A 17173-nucleotide genomic window follows, 5' to 3' on the forward strand; every position below is an offset into this window, starting at 1 on the left:
TTCCGGATTGCAAGCGTCGTGTTCCTTGCGCGTCTTTGTACCGCTTTGCGTAGCGGAGCGCGGTGCACGCCGCGGTTCACGCCGCAGTGCACGCCGCAGTGCACGCGCTCAGACGTGAAGCAGGATCCAAGCGGAGTGAACGCTTTGGTGCTTCAGCCCGAGCTCTGCTCTGCGGACTGGAGCATGAAGAACTCGTGGTTGAGAGAGGTGCCGATCGCGCTTGCTTGCATGCGAATCTCAGGGACTGCTGTCGATTCCCACATGTCCGGCCTTCGGAGTGGGCCGATCGCGAAAATGCGACCTGAAGCATTGCCGCGCCGATCGAGAACTCGCCCATGCATGTCCGTCGCGAATCCGAGCCCGAGCGGATCAATGACAGCAAGTCCGCTCGCGAGCATCGACTCGACCAGAGGGTCATTCCACCGAGCCGGGTTGACGCTCGGACCGGCACAGTTAAAGACTCGGTCTGCGTTCATGCTGTGCTCTGCGTCATGTTCGCGGCTCTGGATCACAACTCGCACCTTGTCACCGGCACTTTCATCGCTCTCGACGGCCGATACGGAGCCGCGCACGAGGCGCAGCCGTCCGGATGCGAGGTGATGATTCACTCGCGACGCTATGCCCATGGACATGCGGTGTCGGTGGACATCCCAGAACGGACGCAGGTGTGCTGCGAATCGCTCTCTTTCAACATCGGTCCACGAGCGCCACGCTTCGATCGTGTGAGGCCGAAGCGAATCGATCACCGCCCGCCAGTCGCCGCCCGCCTCCATCTCGCGTTCGCACGCATTCCGAACGGCTCGCAGCGCGACCCGCGCCGAAACTCCGACGATAAGCGATCTCGCATCCCATGCCGAGACCGTTTGGCGAGCCGGCGCGTGGGAGCGTGGCAGCAGTCCTCGCCGGGACACCATCGTCACCGGCCCGCGATGGGCGAGCGCATCGAGCGTCAGCACAACATCGACTGCGGTCAGGCCGGTTCCGACGATCACGACTCGCTCATCCCGCGCCACGCGATCGAACGCGCCTTCAGCCCACGGATTCTGCACAACGCGATCCGCCAGTCCTGATCCGTCCCTGCGAAGACGAGAAGTGTCCTCGTGCAGGCGCGGCGGCGCGCCATTGCCAAGCGCCAACACGCACGCATCCGCAACGAAGCCCGCGCCCTCACGCAGCGCGATGCACAGGCCGTCTGCACAAGGCGCAATGCCGACGCACCGTCCACGCACGACACGCACGCCCCCGCTTGCGGCAACCCTTTCGAGATGCCAGCGCAGGTACTCGCCATAGATAACCCTCGGCACGAAGTCGTTGGGTGAGTATCGGTGCCCCCGCGCATCGAGCCACTTTACGAGATCGCCTGGTGCGTCATGCAGGATGCTCATGCGTCCCGCCGGCACGTTCAGCAGGTGCTCTGGTCGCGTCGTGCCGTAGGCAACACCCGTACCGGGCTTGTCCGAGCACTCAATGACCACGCATCGCAACGCGCCGCGCCCCACTTGCGCGATGTGGGTCGCTACGGCTACGCCGCTGCAACCACCCCCGATGATCGCGATGGTCTTCTGCTCCATGGCTCAGGAAGCGTTGACGAACACGCGCATGTCTCGAGGGATCACGTACACGTTGTCGCCCTGCTTGAGGCGCAGCACGCGGTATCGCTCCTGCGGCAGTTCAACGTGGATGTCGTCGTTCTCCGGGCTGGACAGCTCTACCTTCACCAGCGGGCCCGCCGCGTTCACGTGCTTGACGATCGCACGAACGCTGATGTCGCCGCGAGGGCGCGAATCGATATCCATCATGTGCGGCCGGACATAGACCAGCGCCTCCGCCCTTTCGTGCACACGGGTCTTGGAGTCCGCACCGAGCGTGAGCCCGTTGCCGGTGAACGCCGGACGGCCGTTGACCACGCGGGCATGGAACAGGTTGACGTTGCCCAGGAAGTTGTAGACGAACGGATTGGCAGGATGGTGGTAGACATCCTCGGGCGCGCCGACCTGCTCGATGCGACCGTTGCTCATCACGACAATCCGGTCCGCGACCTCCATCGCCTCTTCCTGGTCGTGCGTGACGAACACGCTTGTGACATGGATCTCTTCGTGCAATCGCCGGAGCCAGCGGCGAAGCTCGACACGCACCTTCGCGTCGAGCGCACCGAACGGCTCGTCCAGGAGCAGCACACGGGGTTCAACAGCGAGCGCACGTGCGAGCGCAACACGCTGCCTCTGGCCGCCTGAGAGCTGCGACGGATAGCGATTCGCGAATCGATCCAGCTGCACCAGTTTGAGCAGACGCAACACGCGATCCTCGATCTCTTTCGCACTCGGGCGAGTCTTCCGGCTACGCACCCTCAGGCCAAACGCGACGTTCTTGAAGACGCTCATGTGCTTGAAGAGGGCGTAGTGCTGGAACACGAAGCCCACCTGACGCTGGCGGACGTGCCGGTCGGTGATGTCCGATCCGTCGAAGAGCACGGTGCCGCGATCGGGCGATTCAAGCCCAGCAATCACGCGCAGGAGCGTCGTCTTGCCGGATCCGGACGGCCCAAGCAGGGCAACCAGCTCGCCGGAGGGCACGTGGAGACTCACGTTGTCCAGAGCCGTGAACGTGCCGAACGTCTTGGTGATGTTAAACGCCTCGATGGACATCTCAGTGCGCTCCTTCCGCGCTTGCGAGTCGCGCGAACTCGCGGGCCGCATTCCATTCGACGATGCTCTTCGCGACCAGCGTGAGCACGGCCATCAGCACCAGGATTGCCGCGATCGCGAACGCCGCCGCGAACTGGTACTCCCCGTTCAGCACCTCGACGTGGAGCGGCATTGTGTTGGTCTTGCCCCGGATATGCCCTGAGACGACCGACACCGCGCCGAACTCTCCCATCGCGCGGGCGTTGCACAGGATCACGCCGTACAGAAGCCCCCACTTGATGTTCGGAAGCGTCACGCGAAGGAAAGTCTTGATACCCGTGGCACCCAGCGAGATCGAGGCCTCTTCCTCGTCTCGTCCCTGGGCCTGCATGAGCGGGATCAACTCTCTCGCGATGAAAGGCACGGTCACGAAGATCGTTGCGAGGATGATTCCCGGCGGAGCGAAGATGATCTTGATCCCACTGTCCGCCATCCAGTTTCCGAGCAGAGTCCCCGCCAGCACGCCCCTCGCGCCGAAGAGCAGCACGAAGACCATGCCCGCGATGACCGGAGAGATGCTGAACGGCAGATCGAGCAGCGTGATGAAGAGACTCTTCCCGGGGAATCTGAACTTCGCGACCGCCCACGCGCACGCCACGCCGAAGATGAGGTTGAGCGGGACGGCGAACGCCACGGTCAGCAGTGTCAGACGCATCGCTGCGAGCGCGTCCTTGTCCACCACCGCCTTCCAGAAAGTCTCGATGCCTCTCGACAACGCCTCATAGATGACCACCGCGAGAGGCAGCACAAGCATCAGCGTCAGGAAGCCCGCCGCGAGCGATATGAGCAGCCACTTGAACCACCACGCCTCCTGGTTCGAGACACGTCCGGCCGCGGATCGGGATCGTGCGCCGGCCATCAAAGATGCTGTACCGCCGGCCATGTCAGATCGCCTCCGGGTTCGAGACTACGCGTTCTGCGTTCGAGTGTGCGGTCACGTGTGGGCGCTCCGTCGCGTCCACGTCTGAAGCAGGTTGATGACGAGCAGCATGAAGAAGGAGACCGCCAGCATGCCGACCGCGATGGCGGTGGCCGCCGGATAGTTGAACTCTTCCAGTCGAAGGTAGATCAGCAGAGGGGCGATCTCTGTCTTCCCCGGCAGATTGCCCGCGATGAAGATGATCGATCCATACTCACCGACCGATTTGGCGAACGACAGCGCAAGCCCTGTGAGGATCGCCGGGAGAAGGGTTGGAAAGATCACGCGGATGAACGAAGACCACCGCCGTGCGCCGAGTGATGCCGCCGCCTCCTCGATCTCCGCGTCCAGATCCTCCAGCACCGGCTGCACCGTCCGCACGACGAACGGCAGACTCACGAGAATCATGGCGATGACCACGCCCACGCGGCTGTACGCCGCCTTGATTCCGATCGGGTCAAGGAACCGCCCGAGCCACCCGTTCTGCGCGTAGATCGCCGTGAGGGCGATGCCAGCGACCGCGGTCGGCAGCGCGAACGGCAGATCGACCAGCCCATCCATAATCTTCTTGCCGGGGAATGTGTACCTCACCAGCACCCATGCGATGACCACACCAAAGACCGTGTTCACGATCGCCGCGATGATCGCTCCCCCGATGCTCAGCCCGTACGCCGCCATGGTCCGTTCGTCCGACACGATCCGCCAGAACTCGGCCCATGTGAGGCGCGACGTCATGAGGAAAAGCGTTGAAAGGGGCAGGAAGACGATCAGCCCCAGGTAGGTGACAGAGAAGCCCATGGTCAGGCCGAACCCCGGCAGCACCGAAGACTGCTTTCGTCGCCGCGCCGCGTTCGAGATCACAGCATCCATCGAGTATGCTCCGAGAAGTGCCGCTGGCCACGGCTGCCGGTAAACCTCTCCCCCGTCTGTGGACGGGGTGAGAGGTGGAGGAGGAGAGACATGAAGTGCTTGAATGTCGTGTGTGATGTTGACGGAATCACTTGCCCGAGATGATCTTGTCGAACTTGCCACCGTCATCGAAGTGCGCCTTCTGCGCCTTCGCCCATCCGCCGAACACATCGTCGATCGTGAACAACTCGACCGGCTTGAACTGATCTGCGTGCTTTGCGAGAGCATCCTTGCTGCGCGGACGGAAGTGGTGCTTTCCGATGATCTCCTGGGCACGCTCGGTGTAGAGGAACTTCAAGTACGCCTCGGCAGCAGCCCGTGTTCCCCGCTTGTCCACCACCTTGTCCACAACCGTGACGGGCGGCTCAGCGAGAATGCTCACCGATGGTGTGACGATCTCGAACTTGTCCTTCCCGAACTCGTTGAGCACAAGGATCGCCTCGTTCTCCCACGAGATGAAGATGTCGCCGATGCCGCGCTGGACGAAGGTGTTGGTCGATCCACGGGCTCCCGTGTCAAGCACCGGCACGTTCTTGAAGATCTTCGTGACGAAGTCCTGCACCTTCGCCTCATCGTTGTCGAACGCTCGGAGGCCGTAGCCCCACGCCGCGAGGTAGTTCCAGCGGGCTCCGCCGGAGGTCTTCGGGTTCGGGGTGATCACCGCAACGCCAGGCCTCGCCAGATCGTTCCAGTCCTGGATTCCCTTCGGATTCCCTTTGCGAACGAGGAAGACGATGGTGGATGTGTAGGGGGAGCTGTTGTCGGGGAGACGGGACTGCCAGTCAGAGGGGATCAGGTTCGCCTGGGATCCGAGCACGTCAATGTCGTAGGCGAGCGCGAGCGTCACAACATCCGCTTCGAGGCCGTCGATCACGGATCGAGCCTGCTTGCCCGAGCCACCGTGCGACTGCTGGAACTCAATCGTCTGTCCTGTCTTCGCTTTCCACTCCTTCCCGAACTCGGCATTGATCTCCGTGTACAACTCACGCGTCGGGTCGTACGAGACGTTGAGCAGCGTGATCTTCTGCTGGGCCGCAGCACCGCCGACAATCGCTGCGCCGAGCCCGAGTGATAGAGCCAACCTTGATATGAACGAACGAGCCATGGGGTGTACTCCTGAAAGGTGACGAGCCGATCGGCGGCTCACCACGAGGACTTTGGCGAACGGCGTGCCACAACTCTCTGTGCGGCCTGTGAGGGCATGCATCTGCGTTTACGGACCCAAACGCCGTCGGGACACGGAGTATCCGTGATAAATCACGGCTGCGTCCTATCGCCCGTCACGGAAACTTCGCTCAAAGCTGTGCGAACATGAACCTCGAGCATGCGTACTCCGTGAGCCGATCACCAGATCACCGGAGCACGCCGCAGGCGGCTCAACGAATACACATTAACAGTGCACAAAGAGGTTCCGTCATGCAGGCCCCAGTCAGCAACACACACAACAGAGCGTTGTACGCGCTCAACCCGACGGGTCGATTCAGCGACCGCGCCGATGCGTATCGCCGCTTCCGTCCCTCGTACCCAATCAGCGCGATCGATGCAATGCTCGATGGACTCGGTGAGCCCGGCTCTCTTCGCGCAGCGGATATCGGAGCGGGGACCGGCATCTCATCGCGGCTTCTCGCGGATCGCGGCGTGCGCGTGAACGCCGTCGAGCCCAACGCCGCGATGCGAGACGCCGCCGACACACACCCTCGCGTCATCTTTTCCGATGGCGCCGCCGAGTCCACCGGCCTGGAGTCGCACGAATTCGACCTCGTTCTCGCGGCACAGGCGTTTCACTGGTTCCGACCCGAAGAGTCGTTGCGCGAGTTCCACCGCATCCTGAAGCCGAGCGGACGGCTCGCGGTTATGTGGAATGAGCGGGACCTGACGGACCCATTGACAGCGGTCTACTCCGACATCATCTCGCGCGCGTCGAGCAGAGCTCCGGAAGAGAAGTGGCACATCCGCCCCGAGGAGCTGTACGTCAGTCAGCTCTTCGCCACAGCATGGGAGCGAACGTTCGTGTATGAACAGTCGCTCAACGCTGATGGGCTCGTTGGGCGAGCGATCTCGGCGTCCTATGTCCCGACTGAGGGGGATGCTCGTACGAAGGTGGAGAACGAACTCCGCGCTGCGCACCAACGCTTTGCCGGTCCCGATGGTGTCGTCCGACTTGTGTACCGCACCATCCTGTACCTGTCACAGCCCATAGACGCCTGATACCGTGAATCGGGCGTGAGCGATCGCTCGCCCACGCCCGTCGAAGGAAGCCCGAAGAATCGATCAGAACAGCAGCTGGAACTGGAGGCGCACGGCGATTTGCCCGTCCTCGGCATCCGGCAGCAGTCCGATGCCCGTGTTCCTGGAGACAAGCGACGAGCTGTCCGATTGCGCGTCGAGGAAGTAGAGCACGTCAGCCGTGAACTTCGCTGCATGGCTCTTCTCGATGAAGTAGTAGTTCATGCCCGCCGTGATCGTGCTGAAGTCGTCATCGCCCGAAGCGCGATCGTCGTCGGGAAGCACGATGTCGTACCTCGCGAAGATCTCGGCTTTCTCCGTCAGAAACACGCCCCCCTGCACGATGAAGCCGAAGTCATCGAACTCGCCGCCACCTGAAGGTTCAGTGCTCCGGCCGATAAACGCCGCGAACGCGTTCCAACCGTTGCCTTCAAGACTCAGATCCGCGGTGTACGAGAGGACGTCGGTATCGACCGTTCCCCCGGTGTCGCCGCCCGACTGCCAGTGACCCGCGAGCCCGAGCATCGCGCCGAACTGTGACCCTCGCCAGGATGTGAAGTCGTTGAACTGCTTCCAGTCGCCGGCGAGGCGCAGCTCAACACGCCCGGTCAGACCATAATCGGCCTCGGCGCTCGCATCAAAGTCCGAGTTGAGCGTGTTCAGCCCGTCTGTGAACGCCGCGGCAACCCTCGCTCGATCACCCTCATACTCAAGCTGGATGCCCTGCGACCTCGCCTGTGTGAACACAGCGTTTGTCACCGACCGATCCGCCGCGAGCATCCGCTTTCCGCTGACGAGTTCCTCGCGAAGCAAGGGTGCCTTGAACTGGCCGAACCGGAGTCCCCAGTTCTCGCCGAGCGAGTGACGCACCCACGCATCCAGGAGCGACGCTGTGCCGGTGCTGCGGCTGAAGTCCGTCTGCACAAGGAATGTGGTGTCCTTGCTGATCACGTTCCCGCCGAACTCCAGACGGACACGCCTCGTCTGAAATCCCCCTGTGTAGTCGTCATCTCCATCCGTTGGCTCGTCACGAAAGTTGGCGAGATATCGGAACTGGATCTGCCCACCGACCTTCAACTTGAACGCGCCATCGTCGCTCCCGACATAGAACGCACTCCCGTCGTGCCCGGCGGCGGGTGCGGACGTCGCAGATGCCCGAAGTTCCGCGAGCTCTGCTCGTGAGGCATCCGCACCGTCAGCGTGCGCGTGCAACGCGCCGAGAGTGCCAGCGCCGATCATGCCCGCAGCCATCACGCGCCCTGCCCGTCTGTTTCGTTCAGTCCCAGTCACTCGTGCCATGGCGTCATTGCTCCTGCAACGCGACCCCCGGCACCAATGCCCGACTCGGGCATCGCGTTTGCATGGGGGCTGCCGCGTGCGGCATGCACATTGCAAGCGATGTGCCGCGAATCCCCCTTCCTTTGCTGTGAAGAGCCATGGAAGGCCTCGTGAGCACAACAGAATTCCCCTCGGAGTGCCCTATGGCCGACACTGATCACGGAAATGCCTACACTATTCCGCTACATAACACGGAAAATCCGTCCGATACTCCGGGTGCAGTCCCGCCCATGGAACGACACACCACACTTCTGCTCTCCGTCTGGCGCGAAGTCTGCAAGCACGTCGAGCTTGCTGAATCTCTCGAGCGAACTTTCGCTCCGATTGCGCGTAGGGTGCCAGTCGAGCGAATCGTCATCAGGCGGCTCGACCTCGCGAGGTCACTCCTCGAGACGGTGGCGGCTGCCGAGTCCAGCGGCCAGACGCGATCCGAGCAGAGCCGCACCGCCCTTCAAGGGGACGAAGCCGAGGAGCTTCTGTCGTGGTGCCGCAGGTCGCAGGCCGTCCGGGTCGGTCCCCGTGGCGCAAAGCCCGCGTCCCTCTCTGCTTCGCTCCCGGGAGTCCGCCAGGAACTCATCGTGGGCCCGCTGAACGGAACCGAGGGCCACGTCGCTCTCCTTATCCTCGTGCTGAAATCCGGGGCGGCGATGACGCAGGATCACATCGCGATCTGCCAGTCACTCCTGGACCCTTTCACCATTGCTCTTGAGAACGACCAGCGTGTACACGAGATGCGATCGCTTCGCGAGGCGGCCGAGGCCGACAAGCGGACGCTGCTCACGCGACTTGGTCGCCACGATATCTCGGACACGATCGTCGGCGCAGAGGCAGGGCTCCGCGATGTCATCGAGCGCGTTGACCAGGTCGCGACTTCCGACGTGCCGGTCCTGCTTCTCGGCGAGACTGGTTCAGGAAAGGAAGTCGTCGCACGCGCCGTCCACAATCGCTCGCGTCGCGCTGCAAAGCCCTTCCTCCGGGTCAACTGCGGCGCGATCCCCCCCGAGCTCATCGACTCGGAGCTCTTCGGCCACGAGCGAGGAAGCTTCACGGGAGCCGAGTCCCAGCGCCTCGGCTGGTTCGAACGCGCCGATGGCGGAACGCTCTTCCTCGACGAGGTCGGTGAACTCCCGCCGGCGGCTCAGGTTCGACTCCTCCGCGTCCTTCAGGATGGCACATTCGAGCGGGTCGGGGGTGAGCGACAACTCCACGCAGACGTGCGGATCATCGCTGCCACACACCGCGACTTGCAGGCGATGGTTGCCGACGGACGCTTTCGTCAGGACCTCTGGTATCGGATCGCCATTTTCCCGGTGCGGCTGCCGCCGCTGCGCGACCGGTTGGGCGACATCCCCGCGCTCGCGACACACTTCGCGTTGAAGGCCGCACGTCGCTTCGGCACTTCGCCCATCGCGCCAAGCCCCGAGGACATGTCGCTTCTGCTGCAATATGGCTGGCCGGGGAATATCCGCGAACTCTCCTCAGTCATCGAACGCGCCGTCATCCTCGGTAACGGTCGCTCGCTCGAGATCGCGACATCTCTCGGCGTCGGCAGGTCTCCCACCCAAGCTCCTGCGCATCAGCAAAGCCCGAGCATGCCGCACGCGTCCACCCATCCCCTTCTCACTGGGACGCCGCCCGCGTCTCTCGCCTCCCATGCGACTGCCGACGCAACGCTCGATTCTGCGATGATCCGTCACATCAACGACGCGCTCGCAAAGTGCCATGGACGCATCGAAGGCCCCTTCGGTGCTGCAAAGGCGCTCGGTATCAACCCGCACACGCTGAGGTCGCGCATGCGGAAACTTGGTATTGAGTGGGCATCCTACCGCGGCCGCAGCAGCTGATCCGAGGCGCATGTCCGCTTGCATTCGCAGCGATCATGCAGACTTGAACGGTTGTGCAGCCATGAATTGGCACTGGAGTCGGTTCCTCTGGCTCGTGAGAGATCCCGCATCGGGCTCCGGTCGCGACTGACGAGAGACTACGGAGCGCGGCTAGCGGCTGCAGGACCAGTGCGCGAGCATTCTGGAGAGATTCAACCACTGGCCACAGCAACCACCGCCCTCACCCGCTCCGTCCTATCGCCCGCCTCCTCGAAGGTCCGGTCCAGTGCCTCTCGCGCGAGACGACCCCCACTTCAACGCCCTCGGAACGGAGTTGTGCGGCGTGCGTGTGTCGCAGCCCGTGGGAGTGGACGCGCTTGGCGATCCCGGCTTGCCGCCCGAGTCGCTTCATCAGCCGACGCACGTACCCGGTCGTAACGGGCGTGCCGAACGCCGTGCAGAGCAGTGGCGCGGCGGCGAGGGGATCACGCTGGCCGTCACCCGCCCGTCCTCGTGGGGGGGTCGCCCGTGCCGCCACCCGCCCCCCCACAGGTTGGCCCCTGCTTCGTTCGGCGAGCCAGGCCGCCACGACGGCCGCCGCCCCGGGGTCGAGACCCACGGCCCGGTACCGGTCGCCCTTGCCGTGCAGGACGCGGATCACCCCGTTCTCGAGGTCCACGTCCTTGGGCTGGAGGGCCAGCGCCTCGGAGACCCGGAGCCCGGCGCGGTACATCAGCGTGATCAGCGCGCGGTTCCGGAGGGCGACGGGGGTGTACCGGCCGCAGGCGTCCAAGAGAGCCCGGACCTCCTCGTCCGTCAGCACCTCGGGCGGCAGGCGGCGCTTGGGCTTGGGGCGGCGGGTCCGACAGGAGGGCGCGGCCGTTGCGGCCACGGCGGCCGTGGTTTCCCCCCGTCGTTCTTCCCGTGCGACACAGGCGATACGTGCGCCACGTTGTTTCGCGATCTTCCGTTCGACGCGCTCGCCTGCGGCCCATGCGGCCCGTTGGTTCGGAACATCTTTCCGACGCCGGCGCGTACTTCCGCCCCCGTCGCCCCGATCTGCCTTCCTCTCTTGCATGCCCTTGCTCCCGCTGGGGTTACCGCTCGGGGAGCCGTTCGCGGGAGCATCCCGCGGCTTCGTTCCGGCGACCAAAGCGGCACCGGGTGATGGAGGGGGGAGCAGGCGGTGAGTTCAAGCATCAAAGCGACAGGTGTCACTGAGGCTCGCGTATCTAGATCTCTGTTGGCACATATACCCGAGATGACGACTCGCGTGTGCGCGAAGTTCGTGTTGGAGTGTTCGGATTTGCATTGCTCGCGCTGGGACGACCTTGTAAAGTGACCCTCCAAGGTCCACCGCAACTGCTCTTGGCCGACGGTGGTGATGCGTTGAACAAAGCCAGAGACTAGTAGATAGGAGGAGGTATCCATGCAAGCGATCTTCAACGGAGTCGTTCGAAAGACTCAACGCGTCTTGTCGGTTTTAGCCGTCGGCGCAGCGGCGACGACCACCCACGCGCAGTGCGACCCGGCAAAACTGTTTGGGCCCGATCAGCAGTTCGCCACCGGCAGCCTTCCTCAGTCCGTGGCGATCGGCGACCTCAACGGCGACGGCGTGTCCGACTTCGCGGTCACGAATGTTGGTCCGAATACCGTCAGCGTGCTGCTCGGCAACGGCGACGGTACCTTTCAGCCACGCCAAGTCTTTGCGACCGGTACCACCCCCAGCTTCGTGGCGATCTCCGACCTCGATGGGAACGGCACGCTCGACCTCGCCGTCACGAACGCTGGCGGATTTTTCAACCCCGGCAACACTGTCAGCGTGCTGCTGGGCAACGGCGACGGGACCTTCCAGATACGCCAAGACTTCGCCACTGGCATTCGTCCCAGCTCCGTTGCGATCAGCGACCTCAACGGCGACGGCGTGCCCGATCTCGCCGTTGCGAACGAAGTCTCCAACACCGTCAGCGTGCTGCTGGGCAACGGCGACGGGACCTTCCAGACACGCCAGGACTTCGCCACAGGCAGTCGTCCCAGCTCCATTGTGATCGGTGATTTCAACGGCGACGGCGAGCTCGATCTCGCCGTCGTGAATATAGACTCCGACACCGTCAGCGTGCTGCTTGGCAACGGTGATGGTACCTTCCAGACACGCCAGGACTTCGCCAGCAGCGATTTTCCCTTATCCTTGGCGACGGGCGACCTCAACGGCGACGGTGTGCCCGACCTCGCCGTCGCTAACGTTGACTCCAACACAGTAAGCGTGCTGCTGGGCAACGGCGACGGCACCTTCCAGCCCCGTGAAGACTTCGCAACTGGTAGCAGTCCCTATGCCGTGACGATCGGCGACCTCAACGGCGACGGCGTGCCCGACCTCGTCGTCGCGAACGCTGGCTTTGACTCCAACAGCGTCAGCGTGCTGCTCGGCAACGGCGATGGTACCTTTCAGCCACGCCAAGACTTTGCGACCGGTACCACCCCCAGCTTCGTGGCGATCTCCGATCTCGACGGGAACGGCACGCTCGACCTCGCCGTCACGAATCAAGGCTCAAACACCGTCAGTGTGCTGCTGAATCAGTGCGTTGCGACACCCTGCGCCGCTGATTACAACGGGTCCGGAGACGTGGGTGACATCATCGACTTCCTCGACTTCATGGACGACTTCGGGTCGTGCACCAATCTCCCCGCGCCCTGCGGCCAGTTCGGCAACCCGGACATCAACGGCGACACGATCGTGGATATCGTGGACTTCCTCGACTTCATCGATGCGTTCGCGCAAGGGTGTTGAGGCAGTCGGCTTCTCGCCGCCGGGCTCTGTGCCTTCCCAAGTTCCGACCTCCGGTGATGCTGTTGTGGCATTGCGCTGGTTCTGTGACGGGAGCGGTGGCCGATCAGCAGAACGTGGGGTATATTGGTCGTAGATCCTCCCAAGACGCTGTTGCGACTGGTTGATCAGCAGCATCCGCGTCGCGGCCCGATCGGGCCAAGCGTCTTCAGCAGCCAGCCTCTTCCTCAACGGGAAGGGGCTGGTTTCATGGTGGGGCCGCATGGTCCGCGCGACGCTCGCACTGCAGAAGTCGTGTTTCAACGTATCGCATGTGTCGCATGTATCGCGGCATGGCAGAACACATGGTGCAAAGCATGGCCGCAACGGCCGCACGGCCCCGGGCTGCACTCCATCCCCCAGCCCCGCTTTCAATCGCGGAACGTAGCCCACGGATGCCGCGTTCCCGCACCCGGCGTGAGCGTCTTCCCAGTCAACGGGCCGCATGGGCCGCACGGGTCCACCTACGCCGTCGCGTCCCTTGCCGCCCGCACGGCCGCTGCCACGCGCTTGGTCAGGTCGTGCGCTTCGTCGGCGGTCGCATCGAGCGCCTCCCGCGCCAGACGCATCTGCTCCTCCCACGGCGTACCGGGAGGTGGGGGAACGTGCTTGTTCGGGTCCAGATTCGCCAGGCGCTCCGCCTCCCGGAAGTCCCCGCGGGCCCACGCCAGCGTCTCCTGGATGTGCCGGTACGTCTCGCCGTCGGTGTGCTCGGGCTTCACCAGCGCCAAGCCCGGCTCGCGCGCTGCCTTCAGGGCGCAGATCCGGTGCGTGAGCATGTTGTCGCGGGCGCGGCTCTCGGCGTCGTCGCGCTGCGACTGCCGCTCCATCCGAGTCAGACGCGACCTCAGCGATCGCATGGGCGGCTCCTCCTGGCTACGACGTGACGCGAACGTCCCGCCCGCCGCGAGCCACTGCTCCAGCGGGTTCGGCGCGGCCTTGTCGAGGATCACCAGCCGAGGATGCGACACGCGTCCGCAGCGGTCGCACCCGATCCGGTCGCCTGGCTTGGTGGTCAGATCGCACTCGGGCGGCCCCTGCACGAAGTGCTGCGGCCAGCCGCGCCCGTTGCACCTCGGACACTCGCCGACGATGTCGCGCCGATCCTCCAGCCGCTTTATCGCGGCGACCTGCCTGCTAAGGAAGACGTCCCTGCTTCGCCGTCGCCATCGGTGCCTCCAGCGCGGCGTGACACCGCGCTGAAAACCGGGATCTGGCTGCACCGACGTTCACGTCGGGTATACGCAACTCGCGTATTCAGCAAGGGTTACAAGAAGTGGAGCGGAGGAGAGTCGAACTCCCGACCTCATCATTGCGAACGATGCGCTCTACCAACTGAGCTACCGCCCCATCGCGGCAACAGTATAGCCCCGCACGCACGAATCGTCATGGATCATGCCCACGCCCGACCCCGGCAGTCCCCGACACAACGCCATCACCGCCACGCTCGACTTCATCACGCCCCGTCGAACCCGTCGCACGTGCAATGTCCCACCACGCCGGATATGCTTCTTGAGAATGAATTATCAAATACACACCCGCACGCTCCGCATAGTTTCGGCTGCATCCCATTCCCTGGCCGATCTCGCGCACGCCGCACCCGCAGCACCCACCTCGCTTCCGCATCGCCGCACGGCGATGGCCGTCCTCCTCGCGATGCTGGCGTGGCTCGCCGCCTTCGCGGGCGGATGCTCCGAACGCGCCGCGGCTTCCGCGAAGCGATCGCCCGGCCCGATGCGGGTCGTGGTCACGCTCGCACCGCTCGAAGGTATCGTTCGCCCGCTCCTTCCCGAGAACGCCACTGTCCGCGTGCTCATCCCGCCCGGGCGTTCCGAGCACGGGTACGAGCCGACAGTACAAGACATCCTCGCGCTCGAACAAGCCGACGTAGTCGTACTTGTCGGCATGGGCCTTGAGTCGAGCGTCGATGCCGCGCTGCGCAAACGGCCCCGCCCGTATCGCCATGAGGCACGGCTCGGCGTCATCCTCGGCCTCGAAGACTCTCACGGCGGCCATGGCCACGACCACCACGACCACGACCATCACGATCACGGCGACCACGCCCACGCCATCGATCCCCACGTCTGGCTCGACCCGATCCTTGTGAAGCAGTTCCTCCCCGAGATCGCGCGCCTCGTCGGCGTCAGCATCTCGGAATCAAACCTGGGCGATGCCACATCCGTCGCTCCGGCACTCGCCTCACTGCTCTCGCGTATCGACGAAGTTGATGCCGCCTACCGCCGCGATCTCTCTCCGATCGCCGGCCGTGCGATCATCACCCACCACGCCGCGTTCGGGCGCCTCGCCGAACGCTACGGTCTCCGCGTCGTCGAGGTGATCCGACCCGTCGAGGGCGCAGAGCTGACGCCCGCAAACCTCGCACAGGTCACGGAAGCGATCTCCCGCGAGGGTGTTCGGGCGATCTTCGTTGAGCCGCAGTTCGACGCACGCGGCGCAAACCTGATCGCGCAACGTGCCGGCGTGCGGCTCGGCACGCTCGACCCGCTCGGAACCGGCGACTGGTTCGCCATGATGGAGGCGAATCTCCGATCACTCGTCTCCAATCTCTCCGACTGATCCGCTTCACGCCGATACCAGTGTGCGACCACGCCGCACACACACCCTCACTACCGCCCCATGCACACCGAACCCGCGAACGACATCGCCATCGATATCCGCGACGTCTCATTCGCCTACCCACGCTCGGGCGGCACGCCGCTCGTCGCGCTCGAGCGCGTCTCGATACAGGTTCGCTCGGGCGAACGCCTGGGCATCCTCGGCCCCAACGGTGGCGGCAAATCGACGCTCCTCAAACTCATGCTCGGGCTTCTCACACCCGGCGACGGCGAGATCCTCATCTGCGGCCGACCTCCGCATGAAGCACGCCGAGCCCGACTTGTCGGCTACGTCGCCCAGCGTGTCGAGGCCGAACTCGCCTTTCCCATCAGCGCCCGCGAAGCCGTTCTCATAGCGATCGAACTCGGCACGCCTCCATGGGCAGGACGCTCACGCGCCTCACGCGATCTCGCATCGGAATGTCTCGAACGCGTCGGCGCGACCGCCTTCGCCGACAGGCCCGTCGGCTCCCTCTCAGGCGGACAGCTCCAACGAGTCATGATCGCTCGCGCACTCGGCCGCCGCCCGCGCGTCCTCCTGATGGACGAGCCGACCGTCGGCATCGATCCCTCGGGTCAGCAACGCTTCGGCGAGCTGGTCTCGCGGCTCCGCACCGAACTCGGGCTCACCATCGTCATCGTCAGCCACGATGTCCGAGCCATCGCCGCCGGCTGCGACCGTGTTGCGTGCCTCAGCCGCACACTGCATTACCACGACGCCCCCGCAGGGCTCACGCCCGCAGTGCTCGCAGAAGTCTTCAAGCACGATCTCGCCGCGGTCTTCGGCGATGTCCACATGGATGCACACCGCGCAGCCGAGTGCGCAACGCCCGCGCACTCGCACACACACGCCCACGGCCCCGGATGCTCGCACGACCACTCAACCAGACCGCACGAGGGAACAGCCGGGGGTGAACCATGAACACCCTCCGATACCTCACAGGCGGATCCGCCGACCTCTTCTGGCCCGGAGTGCTCACGCTTCTCATCGTCGCCACCGTCTGCTCGCTCCTCTCCGTCGTCGTTGTCCTCAAACGCATGGCGTTCGTCGGCCAGGGCGTCAGCCACGCGGGGTTCGGCGGCGTCGGCATCGCCGCGGCTCTGGGCGTCACGACCTCCGCGCCCGCCACGCTCAGCATCGTGCTCGCATTCTGCATCGCCTCGGCGTTCCTCATCGCCGCCCTCTCTCGTCGGCGTGACACCGAGCCCGACACCGCCATCGGCATCGTGCTCGTCGGTGCGATGGCGCTCGGCTCCGTGCTCCTCCACCTCGCTCATCAATGGCATCCGGCGGAGAGGGTCCCAGGATGGGAGGGCGTGCTCTTCGGCTCCATCCTCTTCTCGGGATGGACAGAAGCAATGTGGAGCGCGGGTGTCGCGGCGATCATCCTCGCGCTCGCAACGTGGTTCCGCCGCCCGGTTGTCGCGTGGGCATTCGACGAATCCGGTGCAGAGGCCATGGGCGTGCGTGTCGGCGCGATCCGCTCGCTCGTGCTCATACTCATCACACTCGCGATCGTCCTTGCGATGAAGGTCGTCGGCGTCGTCCTCGCGACGGCTCTGCTCGTCCTCCCCGCCGCGACCGCGCTCACGCTCACCGACCGATGGAAGCCGGTCCTCACGCTCTCCGTGCTCTGCGGAATGGGCGGCGCCACCGCTGGACTTATCCTGAGCTTCGAGGCCGATTGGCCGTCCGGAGCCGCAGTCGTGCTCTCGCTCGTCGGCATCTACGCGATCGCACGCATCACGCGCCCCGCTCTCGCCCGACGCTGAACTACAGTTCGCTCCACATCCACCCTCCACACAGCACCCGCCGACGACACGCCGTCGCCGCC

General features: G+C 64.5%; 14 protein-coding genes and 1 tRNA gene. 6 read left to right on the forward strand and 9 right to left on the reverse strand.

The window, feature by feature from the left end:
* Nucleotides 1–152: 152 nt before the first annotated feature.
* The 5 genes from KF838_07850 to KF838_07870 all read right to left on the reverse strand — a co-directional run bounded on the left by KF838_07850 (nt 153) and on the right by KF838_07870 (nt 5617).
* Nucleotides 153–1571, reverse strand: coding sequence for an FAD/NAD(P)-binding protein (locus tag KF838_07850; GenBank protein ID QYK49756.1), 1419 nt, complete (start codon nt 1569–1571; stop codon nt 153–155).
* Nucleotides 1572–1574: 3 nt separating this feature from the next.
* Complete coding sequence (locus KF838_07855) at nt 1575–2645, reverse strand: sulfate ABC transporter ATP-binding protein (GenBank protein ID QYK49757.1); 1071 nt, start codon at nt 2643–2645, stop codon at nt 1575–1577.
* A gap of 1 nt (nt 2646) precedes the next feature.
* Complete coding sequence (gene cysW / locus KF838_07860; GenBank protein ID QYK49758.1) at nt 2647–3543, reverse strand: sulfate ABC transporter permease subunit CysW; 897 nt, start codon at nt 3541–3543, stop codon at nt 2647–2649.
* A 75-nt stretch (nt 3544–3618) separates the two neighbouring features.
* Nucleotides 3619–4473: a sulfate ABC transporter permease subunit CysT gene (gene cysT / locus KF838_07865; GenBank protein ID QYK49759.1), complete on the reverse strand. Its 855-nt coding sequence runs from the start codon at nt 4471–4473 to the stop codon at nt 3619–3621.
* A 127-nt stretch (nt 4474–4600) separates the two neighbouring features.
* Nucleotides 4601–5617, reverse strand: coding sequence for a sulfate ABC transporter substrate-binding protein (locus KF838_07870; GenBank protein QYK49760.1), 1017 nt, complete (start codon nt 5615–5617; stop codon nt 4601–4603).
* A 311-nt stretch (nt 5618–5928) separates the two neighbouring features.
* Between KF838_07870 and KF838_07875 the strand changes: the two genes are divergently transcribed.
* Nucleotides 5929–6720, forward strand: a complete 792-nt coding sequence (locus tag KF838_07875; protein ID QYK49761.1) for a class I SAM-dependent methyltransferase — start codon at nt 5929–5931, stop codon at nt 6718–6720.
* Between the two features lie 63 nt (nt 6721–6783).
* Here KF838_07875 and KF838_07880 read toward each other — a convergent pair whose 3' ends face one another.
* Nucleotides 6784–8037, reverse strand: coding sequence for a hypothetical protein (locus KF838_07880; GenBank protein QYK49762.1), 1254 nt, complete (start codon nt 8035–8037; stop codon nt 6784–6786).
* Between the two features lie 269 nt (nt 8038–8306).
* On the opposite strand from KF838_07880, the gene KF838_07885 reads away from it, so the two are divergent.
* Entirely contained in the window at nt 8307–9920 is a 1614-nt protein-coding gene (locus KF838_07885; protein QYK49763.1) for a sigma-54-dependent Fis family transcriptional regulator, read from the forward strand.
* 220 nt (nt 9921–10140) lie between these two features.
* Here the strand turns inward: KF838_07885 and KF838_07890 are convergent, their stop codons facing one another.
* Nucleotides 10141–10791 carry a tyrosine-type recombinase/integrase gene (locus KF838_07890; protein QYK49764.1) on the reverse strand — a complete coding sequence of 217 codons (651 nt, stop codon included), beginning with the start codon at nt 10789–10791 and terminating at the stop codon, nt 10141–10143.
* A 537-nt stretch (nt 10792–11328) separates the two neighbouring features.
* On the opposite strand from KF838_07890, the gene KF838_07895 reads away from it, so the two are divergent.
* Entirely contained in the window at nt 11329–12687 is a 1359-nt protein-coding gene (locus tag KF838_07895) for a VCBS repeat-containing protein (GenBank protein QYK49765.1), read from the forward strand.
* 500 nt (nt 12688–13187) lie between these two features.
* Here KF838_07895 and KF838_07900 read toward each other — a convergent pair whose 3' ends face one another.
* Both KF838_07900 and KF838_07905 read right to left on the reverse strand, forming a co-directional pair.
* Complete coding sequence (locus KF838_07900; protein QYK49766.1) at nt 13188–13946, reverse strand: hypothetical protein; 759 nt, start codon at nt 13944–13946, stop codon at nt 13188–13190.
* Nucleotides 13947–14000: 54 nt separating this feature from the next.
* Nucleotides 14001–14073 (reverse strand) — tRNA-Ala (locus KF838_07905).
* Nucleotides 14074–14241: 168 nt separating this feature from the next.
* Here KF838_07905 and KF838_07910 point away from each other — a divergent pair.
* Genes KF838_07910 through KF838_07920 form a run of 3 tightly spaced genes read left to right on the forward strand, consistent with a single transcriptional unit; the run spans nt 14242 to nt 17111 of the window.
* Nucleotides 14242–15300: a zinc ABC transporter substrate-binding protein gene (locus KF838_07910; GenBank protein QYK49767.1), complete on the forward strand. Its 1059-nt coding sequence runs from the start codon at nt 14242–14244 to the stop codon at nt 15298–15300.
* A 60-nt stretch (nt 15301–15360) separates the two neighbouring features.
* The gene (locus KF838_07915) at nt 15361–16260 is read left to right on the forward strand and encodes a metal ABC transporter ATP-binding protein (GenBank protein QYK49768.1); all 900 of its coding nucleotides are present in this window, start codon (nt 15361–15363) and stop codon (nt 16258–16260) included.
* Complete coding sequence (locus KF838_07920) at nt 16257–17111, forward strand: metal ABC transporter permease (GenBank protein QYK49769.1); 855 nt, start codon at nt 16257–16259, stop codon at nt 17109–17111. The genes KF838_07915 and KF838_07920 overlap by 4 nt, the downstream gene beginning before the upstream one ends.
* Nucleotides 17112–17173 lie beyond the last annotated feature (62 nt).

The organism is Phycisphaeraceae bacterium (assembly GCA_019454185.1).
GTDB lineage: Bacteria > Planctomycetota > Phycisphaerae > Phycisphaerales > UBA1924 > JAHBWV01.

Excerpts from the sequence above, each read along its gene's own strand:
- cysW (QYK49758.1), bottom strand. The coding sequence starts at position 3,543 with ATGGCCGGCGCACGATCCCGATCCGCGGCCGGACGTGTCTCGAACCAG.
- cysT (QYK49759.1), bottom strand. The coding sequence starts at position 4,473 with ATGGATGCTGTGATCTCGAACGCGGCGCGGCGACGAAAGCAGTCTTCG.
- KF838_07880 (QYK49762.1), bottom strand. The coding sequence starts at position 8,037 with ATGGCACGAGTGACTGGGACTGAACGAAACAGACGGGCAGGGCGCGTG.
- KF838_07920 (QYK49769.1), top strand. The coding sequence starts at position 16,257 with ATGAACACCCTCCGATACCTCACAGGCGGATCCGCCGACCTCTTCTGG.
- KF838_07875 (QYK49761.1), top strand. The coding sequence starts at position 5,929 with ATGCAGGCCCCAGTCAGCAACACACACAACAGAGCGTTGTACGCGCTC.
- KF838_07885 (QYK49763.1), top strand. The coding sequence starts at position 8,307 with ATGGAACGACACACCACACTTCTGCTCTCCGTCTGGCGCGAAGTCTGC.
- KF838_07850 (QYK49756.1), bottom strand. The coding sequence starts at position 1,571 with ATGGAGCAGAAGACCATCGCGATCATCGGGGGTGGTTGCAGCGGCGTA.
- KF838_07895 (QYK49765.1), top strand. The coding sequence starts at position 11,329 with ATGCAAGCGATCTTCAACGGAGTCGTTCGAAAGACTCAACGCGTCTTG.
- KF838_07915 (QYK49768.1), top strand. The coding sequence starts at position 15,361 with ATGCACACCGAACCCGCGAACGACATCGCCATCGATATCCGCGACGTC.
- KF838_07910 (QYK49767.1), top strand. The coding sequence starts at position 14,242 with ATGAATTATCAAATACACACCCGCACGCTCCGCATAGTTTCGGCTGCA.
- KF838_07870 (QYK49760.1), bottom strand. The coding sequence starts at position 5,617 with ATGGCTCGTTCGTTCATATCAAGGTTGGCTCTATCACTCGGGCTCGGC.
- KF838_07855 (QYK49757.1), bottom strand. The coding sequence starts at position 2,645 with ATGTCCATCGAGGCGTTTAACATCACCAAGACGTTCGGCACGTTCACG.